We start from the raw sequence: 7077 nt of genomic DNA on the forward strand, positions 1-7077 counted from the left end.
GGGGTATTTTCCCTGCCAACTAATAGCCTTTTCCCGACCGAAGTAACGTGGATGTCCTTTTTATTGGTGGTGGCCTGGCCGGCCTCACGGCCGCCCTCGACCTGGCCCGGCGCGGCCACCGAGTGGCGCTGGTGGAGCGCAAGCAGTACCCGTTTCACAAAGTGTGCGGCGAGTACGTGAGCAACGAGGTGCTGCCCTACCTGCGCCGCCTGGGCGCCGACCCGGCCGCGCTGCAACCGGCCAACATTCAGGAGTTCTGGTTGTCGTCGCCGCGCGGACGGCTGCTCACGGCCCCGCTCGATTTGGGCGGTTTCGGCGTCAGCCGCTACGTGCTGGATGAGTTTCTGTACCAGCGGGCGCTGGCGGCGGGCGTCACGTTCTACCTGCCCGCCACGGTGGCCGATGTCACTTTCGACCCCGCCCGTGACCAGCACCAAGTGACCCTGGCCGATGGCCGCCAGCTGACGGCCCGCGTGGTGTTGGGCACCTACGGCAAGCGCGCCAACCTCGACCGGCAGCTGCAGCGGCCGTTTTTTCAGCAGCGCTCGCCCTACCTGGGCGTGAAATACCACCTGCGCCTGCCGGGCTTTCCGCGCCACGTCATCGCGCTGCACAATTTTGCCGATGGCTACGCCGGCATCTCGGCCATTGAGGATGACAAGCTGTGTTTCTGCTATCTGACGACCCGGCGGCAATTGAAAGCGCACGGTACCATCGCCGCAATGGAGGCGCAGGTGTTGCAGCAAAATCCGTGGCTGCGCGAGATTTTCAGCCAGGCCGAGTTTCTCTACCCGCAGCCCGAGGTTATCAACGAAATTTCCTTCGCCCCCAAGCAACCCGTGGAGCAGCATATGCTGATGGCCGGCGACGCGGCCGGCCTCATCACGCCGCTGTGCGGCAATGGCATGGCTATGGCCCTGCACGGCGCGGCGCTGGCGGCAGCGGCGGCGCATGATTTCCTGCGTGGCACTACCGGCCGTCCGGCAATGGAAATGGCCTACGCCTGTGCCTGGCAGGCGCAGTTTGGCGCACGGCTGCGGGTGGGGCGGGCGGTGCAGGGCTTGTTTGGCGGGCCGGTGATGAGCGAGCTGGTGGTGGGCGGGCTGCGGCACTGGCCCGCCGCCGTGCAACTGCTGATGCGACGCACGCACGGGCAGGCGTTTTGAGCTGCGCGGCGGCGCCCGGCTTTTTGGCATTTTAACCGCCGTTTAATCCCCTTTCCCGCGAAGCAACGTAATTAGCAGCGGCAACGAATACGTATTCGTTCAGCCTACTTCCTTTTTTTCGCCGCTTTCCTTCTCCATTTTCCGCATGCCGAGCTACGTAGGTGCCATTGGCACAGCCAATCCCGCGCACCGCATCGCCCAGGCCCGCATTGCCGATTTCATGGCCGGGGCGCTGCAGTTTGGCGAGGCCGACACGCGCAGGCTGCGGGCGCTATACCGGGTTTCGGGCATCGAGCAGCGCTATTCGGTGCTGCCCGACTACGATTTGCCGAACGGCGAATACACGTTCTTTCCGAATACCGTCGGCCTGGAGCCCTTCCCAACGGTGGGGCAGCGCATGGCCGCCTACCGCCGCGAGGCGCTGCCGCTGGCCACCGCCGCCGTGCACGACTGCCTGCGCCAAGCGCCTAGCATTGCGCCCGCCACCATCACGCACCTTATCACGGTAAGCTGCACTGGCATGTATGCGCCAGGGCTCGACCTGGAGCTGGTGCGGGCGCTGGGCTTAGCGCCTAATGTGCGCCGCACCTGCGTCAATTTCATGGGGTGCTACGCCGCCGTGAATGCCTTGAAGCTGGCCGACGCCTTCTGCCGGGCTGATGCCACGGCGCGGGTACTGATAGTGAGCGTGGAGCTGTGTACGCTGCATTTCCAGAAAAGCCCGGAGGAAGACCACCTCGTGAGCAACGCCTTATTCGGCGATGGCGCGGCGGCCTGCCTAGTGCTGGCCGAGCCGCTGCCGGCCCCCGCGCCCAGCCTGGCTCTGACGGCCTTCCACTGCGGCATCGAGCCCGACGGCCACGCCGATATGGCCTGGCACATCAACGACTTCGGCTTCGAGATGACGCTGAGCAGCTACGTGCCCAAGCTCATCCAGCGCGGCATCCGGCAACTCACGGAACAGCTGTTGGAGCAGCTCCCGGTGCAGCTTTCCGACATTCACGCCTTCGCCATCCACCCCGGCGGCCGCAAGATTCTTGAAACCATCGAAACCGCCCTCGGCCTGACGGCCCACGACAACCGCCACGCCTACCACGTGCTGCGCAACTACGGCAATATGTCGTCGGCCACGGTGCTCTACGTGCTGCGCGAGGTGCTCGCCCACGCCACGCCCGCCGACCATGGCGCGCCGGTGCTCAGCTTCGCCTTCGGCCCGGGGCTAACTATTGAGGCCATGCTGTTGGAAGTCAATCATCAATGAACAATTTTAACGGGCACGTTTCCATCATCGTTTTTCCATCATCACCAATGAGCAACTCCAGCTTGCTCATTGTTAATTGCTGATTGCTCATTGTCAATTGACCTCACGCAGCGCGCTTCTGGTCCCGAGCTGATGGACGACCTGACGCTGGCCTCCGACGCCCTGCGCCAGAACCTCGATGAGCTGGAGACCATTAATACCTGGCTGGGCGGCTACGCGCCGGTACTCAATGCGCTTGACCGGCTGCGGCCGCGCTTCCCGGCCGGCCGCGCCCTGCGCCTGGCCGACCTGGGCAGCGGCGGCGGCGACACGCTACGTCACGTGGCCCGCTGGGCCCGCCGCCACGGCGTGGCCGTAGAGCTGGTGGGCATCGATGCCAACCAGTTTATGCTCGACTACGCTGCCGCCAAAAGCCGCGACTACCCCGAAATCAGCTACCAGCAGTTCGATATTTTCTCGGCCGAATTCCAGGCCCAATCTTTCGACATCATCACCAACAGTCTCTTCTGCCACCACTTCACCGATGCCGAGCTGGGGCCACTGCTGCGCCAGTGGCAGCGGCAAGCCACGCTGGCTGTCGTCATCAACGACCTGCATCGGCACATGCTGGCTTACTACAGTATCAGGTGGCTGACGCGGCTGCTGGGCGGCTCCCACCTGGTGCAACACGATGCGCCGCTGTCGGTAGCCCGCGCCTTTCGGCGCACCGATTGGGAGCAGTTGCTGCGGGCCGCTGGCATCACGCAGTATGAGCTGCGCTGGCGCTGGGCATTCCGCTGGCAGGTGATTATCGTGTCATCCTGAGCATTTCACCCCCACAGCCCCGCCGCCACCCGAAACGTATTGGCGTGCGCCTCCACAATGTCGGCGATGCGCTCGGAGTAGCCGCCGCCCATGCACACCACCACCGGCAGGCCGTGGCGATGGCACAGGCCCAGCACCAGCTCGTCGCGCTGGCGGCAGCCGGCGCGGCTCAGGGCCAGGTGGCCCAGCTTGTCGGTGGCCAGCACGTCCACGCCGGCTAGGTAAAACACGAAATCCGGCCGCACCTCGGCAAGCAGGCGGGGCAGCGTATCGGCCAGCAGCGCGAGGTAGTCGGCGTCGGTGGTGCCGTCGGGCAGGGGTAGGTCGAGGCTAGACTGCTCTTTGCGGGCGGGGTAGTTGCGGGCGCCGTGCATCGAGAAGGTAAACACCTGCGGCTCATGGCGGAAGATGGCGGCCGTACCATTGCCCTGATGCACATCCAGGTCCACTATCAGCACCTGCCGGGCGTGGCCGTGGGCCAGCAGCCAGTCGGCCGCCGTGGCCTGGTCGTTGAGCAGGCAGAAGCCCTCGCCCCGGTCGCGAAAGGCGTGGTGGGTGCCACCCGCTATGTTCAGGGCCACGCCGCCCGCCAGGGCCCGCCGGGCGCACTCGATGGTACCGCCCAGAATGGTCACCTCCCGCGCAAACAGCGCCGCCGACCACGGAAACCCGGTGGCCCGCTCCTCCTGCCGCGTGAGCCGGCCCTGGCGCAGCCGCTCATAGTACTCGGCATCGTGGGTGCGCAGAATATCGGCCACGGGCGGGGGCAGGGGCTCGAAGAAGTCGGCCGCCGTGACCGTGCCCTCGCGTAGCAGTTGCTCGGGCAGCAGCTCATATTTCAGCATGGGAAAACGGTGGCCGGCCGGCAAGGGGTGGGCGTAGCAGGGCGCGTAGGCAATCGGGAGCATAGCGCGAAGTACGCACGGCCGGGGCCGACAGGGGCCACCGCCCCAAACCCCGTAATTACCCCTGGCTCTTACCCGTAAAAATACCTGATTAGCAAATCAGGTAATTCTACTCTTTTATGATGCTTTAGCCCGCCGTTGCTTTGTATCGTCTTGCAAGACTTCCTTTTTACCACAGGCGGTAGCCGAAAAGCCTTCAATAGAGTACGCACCACTTCCACAACCAACCACTACCATGGGCCAGACTCTTCTCGCCACCATCACGTCTGAGGCACACCCGCAATCGGGCCAGAAACACCGTTCCAGCGGTAACTTCTCGACCGAAGGCATGCCCTCCGGCACCAAATACATCCTCTTCACGGTGCAGCCCAGCGGCTCCGACAACCCCAATGCCATTCACTTCGATGTGATGCAGGATAAGTCGGCGGCCATCGACCCGACCCGCTACGCCAACATGTACAACAACTCGCAGGGCAGCTACCTCGAGCCGCAACGCTCGCTCTACATTGCCAACCCCACCGGCGCCACTGCCAACTTCACGGTGAGCGTGTACGCCGTCACGGCCTAACCTTTCTTCTGCACGAACGCTACCTGGCAGACCGCCCCGGCTGCCTGGGCTATGAAAGCAAAACAGGCTCCTGCCAGCTGGCAGGAGCCTGTTTCCGTGGGACATACTGGGCTCGAACCAGTGACCCCTACCTTGTCGAGGTAGTGCTCTGAACCAACTGAGCTAATATCCCAAAGCCGCCCGGCAATCCCCGGCAGGGCCGCAAAGGTAAGCGCCCGGCGGCTATCTGCACCACCGGCAGCCGCTTTTTTTTCAGGTTAGCCGATAGGCCCGGGGCAACTTTCTGCCAAAGGAAAAGTATAGGGGCAAGTAGGAATTATTCATTCCCCCGCATTTCTCGTTCCATTTCCTTTCTCCACCATGAAAAAGATTCTTCTCCTCGCACTGCTGGCCCTTTCGTCGGCCCCCGCCGCATTCGCCCAGGCCCGCGCCGGCGGCGAGCTTTCTTCGAAAGACTACACTGGCGGCGGCTCCACCGACTCGCGCAACACCGGCTTCGGCATCAAGGCCGGCTACAACCTCAACAGCCTGCGCGGCGACGACCTCAAGGACGCCGCCAACGCTACCCTCAACTACAGCGCCCGCAACGACTTCCACGCCGGCCTCTACGGCCAGTTTGGCTTCAACAACTTTGCCTCCGTGCAGGTCGAGGCGCTGTATTCGCGTCAGGGCTTCACTACCGAGCCCAGCGTCGGCAACCAGCACTACCGCATGGATTACCTGTCGGTGCCCGTCATGTTCGTGGGCAACGTCACCGAAACCATCAGCTTCCACGTCGGCCCCCAGATTTCGCTGCTCACCAAAGTGCGCAACGAGGACACCGACAAGGACCTCGACATCGATGCCTACAACTTCAACTCGCTCGACTACGGCGGGGTGGCCGGCGTAGAGGCCCGCCTGGGCCCGGCGCGCGTGGGCGCCCGCTACAACCTGGGCCTGGGTAAGATATTCGGCGATGGCACCTCCATCGAAGTTACCTCGCCCGGCTATGCCAACAAAGACAAGGCTATTTACAACAACATGTTCCAGGTCTACGTGGGCATCGGCATCACGCAATAATCCGGCGCTCGTCCGAGCACTCCAAAAAAGGAAGCCCCGCCCGGGCTTCCTTTTTTTGTGCCCGCGCCAGTAATCCGGCTGCCTGCCCGTCTTACCTTGCGCCGCCAATTCCTGCCCTCCATGCACGCCCTGCCCTCGCCCCGCCGCCAACTGCAGTATCGTCAGGTATTCCGCTCGGCGCAGACGGGCCTGCTCGTGGGCCTGGCCTACGCCGTGGTGCAAAGCCTGCTGGCCGAGCACGAGGCCCGCCAGATTGTGCTCAACGGCGTGCTGGCCGGCTTTTTCATCGGCGCCTCGGTGGGCGTGGTCGAGGCGTTCTGGTTTCCGCTGCGCTTCCGGCGGCTGCCGTTTGGCTGGCTGCAGCTGGCCCGCACGCTGCTGTACTCCAGCTTCAGCGCCTTCTGGCTGCTCATCATCGTGCTCACCTCGCGCATGTATTTCGAAGGCCTGTCGCTGGGCGGCGCCTGGCACGAGTACCTCACCGCCGGCCACTTCCGGGCCGATTTAATCTTTGCCGTCCTCTTCAGCTTCGTGCTCGGCGGCCTGCAGCAAATCACCACCCTGCACGGCCCCGGCCAGCTTCTCAAGTTCGTCAACGGCACCTTCCACCAGCCCCGCGAGGTCGAGCGCATCTTCATGTTTGTCGACATGAAGTCGTCCACCACCATCGCCGAAACCCTCGGCAACCTCACCTACAGCCGCTTCGTCCAGGATTTTTTCTACGACCTCACCGACGCCATCCTCGCTACCCAGGCCGAAGTCTACCAGTACGTGGGCGACGAAATCGTGCTGGCCTGGCCCCTGGCCGCCAACCGCCAGCGCGCCCAGTGCGTGCGCTGCTTCTACCTCATGCAGGACGCCATCGAGGCCCGCCGCGCCGCCTACCTCGCCGAGTACGGCTATTTCCCCACCTTCAAGGCCGGCCTGCACGGCGGCCGCGTCGTCGTGACGTGGGTGGGCGAGGTCAAAAAGGAAATTGTGTACCACGGCGACGTGCTCAACACCACCGCCCGCATCCAGGCCCTCTGCAACGAGTTCGGCCAGGAGCTGCTCATCTCCGAAACCCTGCTCCAGGAGCTTGGCCCCCTGCCCCACGTCCGCGCCACCTTCCTCACCACCCTGCGCCTGCGCGGCAAGCAGCACGAGGTGAGCCTCTACGGCCTGCGCCGGGCCGAAGCCCTGGCTTAACTTGCGGATGTTGCTGATTGCTGGTTTTAGGTAGCTGGTGTTCGGTGTCTGGTTTTAGGTATTGGGATAATCGGAACCCAACACCCAACACCCAACACCCAACACCCAACACCCAACACCCAACAC

General features: G+C 63.9%; 7 protein-coding genes and 1 tRNA gene. 6 read left to right on the plus strand and 2 right to left on the minus strand.

Translation table 11 applies throughout. From position 1 onward, the window contains the following. Nucleotides 1–47: 47 nt before the first annotated feature. The 3 genes from Q5H93_RS23175 to Q5H93_RS23185 all read left to right on the plus strand — a co-directional run bounded on the left by Q5H93_RS23175 (nucleotide 48) and on the right by Q5H93_RS23185 (nucleotide 3231). Nucleotides 48–1166 (plus strand): NAD(P)/FAD-dependent oxidoreductase, encoded by a 1119-nt coding sequence (locus Q5H93_RS23175; RefSeq protein ID WP_305009117.1) that lies wholly within the window; start codon nucleotides 48–50, stop codon nucleotides 1164–1166. A 145-nt stretch (nucleotides 1167–1311) separates the two neighbouring features. Continuing rightward, nucleotides 1312–2427, plus strand: coding sequence for a type III polyketide synthase (locus tag Q5H93_RS23180; RefSeq protein WP_305009118.1), 1116 nt, complete (start codon nucleotides 1312–1314; stop codon nucleotides 2425–2427). A gap of 90 nt (nucleotides 2428–2517) precedes the next feature. Next, entirely contained in the window at nucleotides 2518–3231 is a 714-nt protein-coding gene (locus tag Q5H93_RS23185) for a methyltransferase domain-containing protein (RefSeq protein ID WP_305009119.1), read from the plus strand. 5 nt (nucleotides 3232–3236) lie between these two features. Here Q5H93_RS23185 and Q5H93_RS23190 read toward each other — a convergent pair whose 3' ends face one another. Beyond that, nucleotides 3237–4139, minus strand: coding sequence for a histone deacetylase family protein (locus tag Q5H93_RS23190; protein WP_305009120.1), 903 nt, complete (start codon nucleotides 4137–4139; stop codon nucleotides 3237–3239). A gap of 232 nt (nucleotides 4140–4371) precedes the next feature. Between Q5H93_RS23190 and Q5H93_RS23195 the strand changes: the two genes are divergently transcribed. Then, nucleotides 4372–4704 (plus strand): DeoR family transcriptional regulator, encoded by a 333-nt coding sequence (locus tag Q5H93_RS23195; RefSeq protein ID WP_305009121.1) that lies wholly within the window; start codon nucleotides 4372–4374, stop codon nucleotides 4702–4704. 97 nt (nucleotides 4705–4801) lie between these two features. Here Q5H93_RS23195 and Q5H93_RS23200 read toward each other — a convergent pair. Then, nucleotides 4802–4876: transfer RNA gene (locus Q5H93_RS23200), tRNA-Val, on the minus strand. A gap of 188 nt (nucleotides 4877–5064) precedes the next feature. Between Q5H93_RS23200 and Q5H93_RS23205 the strand changes: the two genes are divergently transcribed. Together Q5H93_RS23205 and Q5H93_RS23210 are read left to right on the plus strand one after the other, a co-directional pair. Then, nucleotides 5065–5763, plus strand: a complete 699-nt coding sequence (locus Q5H93_RS23205) for a porin family protein (RefSeq protein ID WP_305009122.1) — start codon at nucleotides 5065–5067, stop codon at nucleotides 5761–5763. Nucleotides 5764–5883: 120 nt separating this feature from the next. Further along, a complete protein-coding gene (locus tag Q5H93_RS23210) occupies nucleotides 5884–6951 on the plus strand; it encodes an adenylate/guanylate cyclase domain-containing protein (RefSeq protein WP_305009123.1) in 1068 nt (355 codons plus the stop codon). Nucleotides 6952–7077: the final 126 nt, after the last annotated feature.

The sequence above is a fragment of the Hymenobacter aranciens genome (assembly GCF_030580865.1).
GTDB classification, from domain to species: domain Bacteria; phylum Bacteroidota; class Bacteroidia; order Cytophagales; family Hymenobacteraceae; genus Hymenobacter; species Hymenobacter aranciens.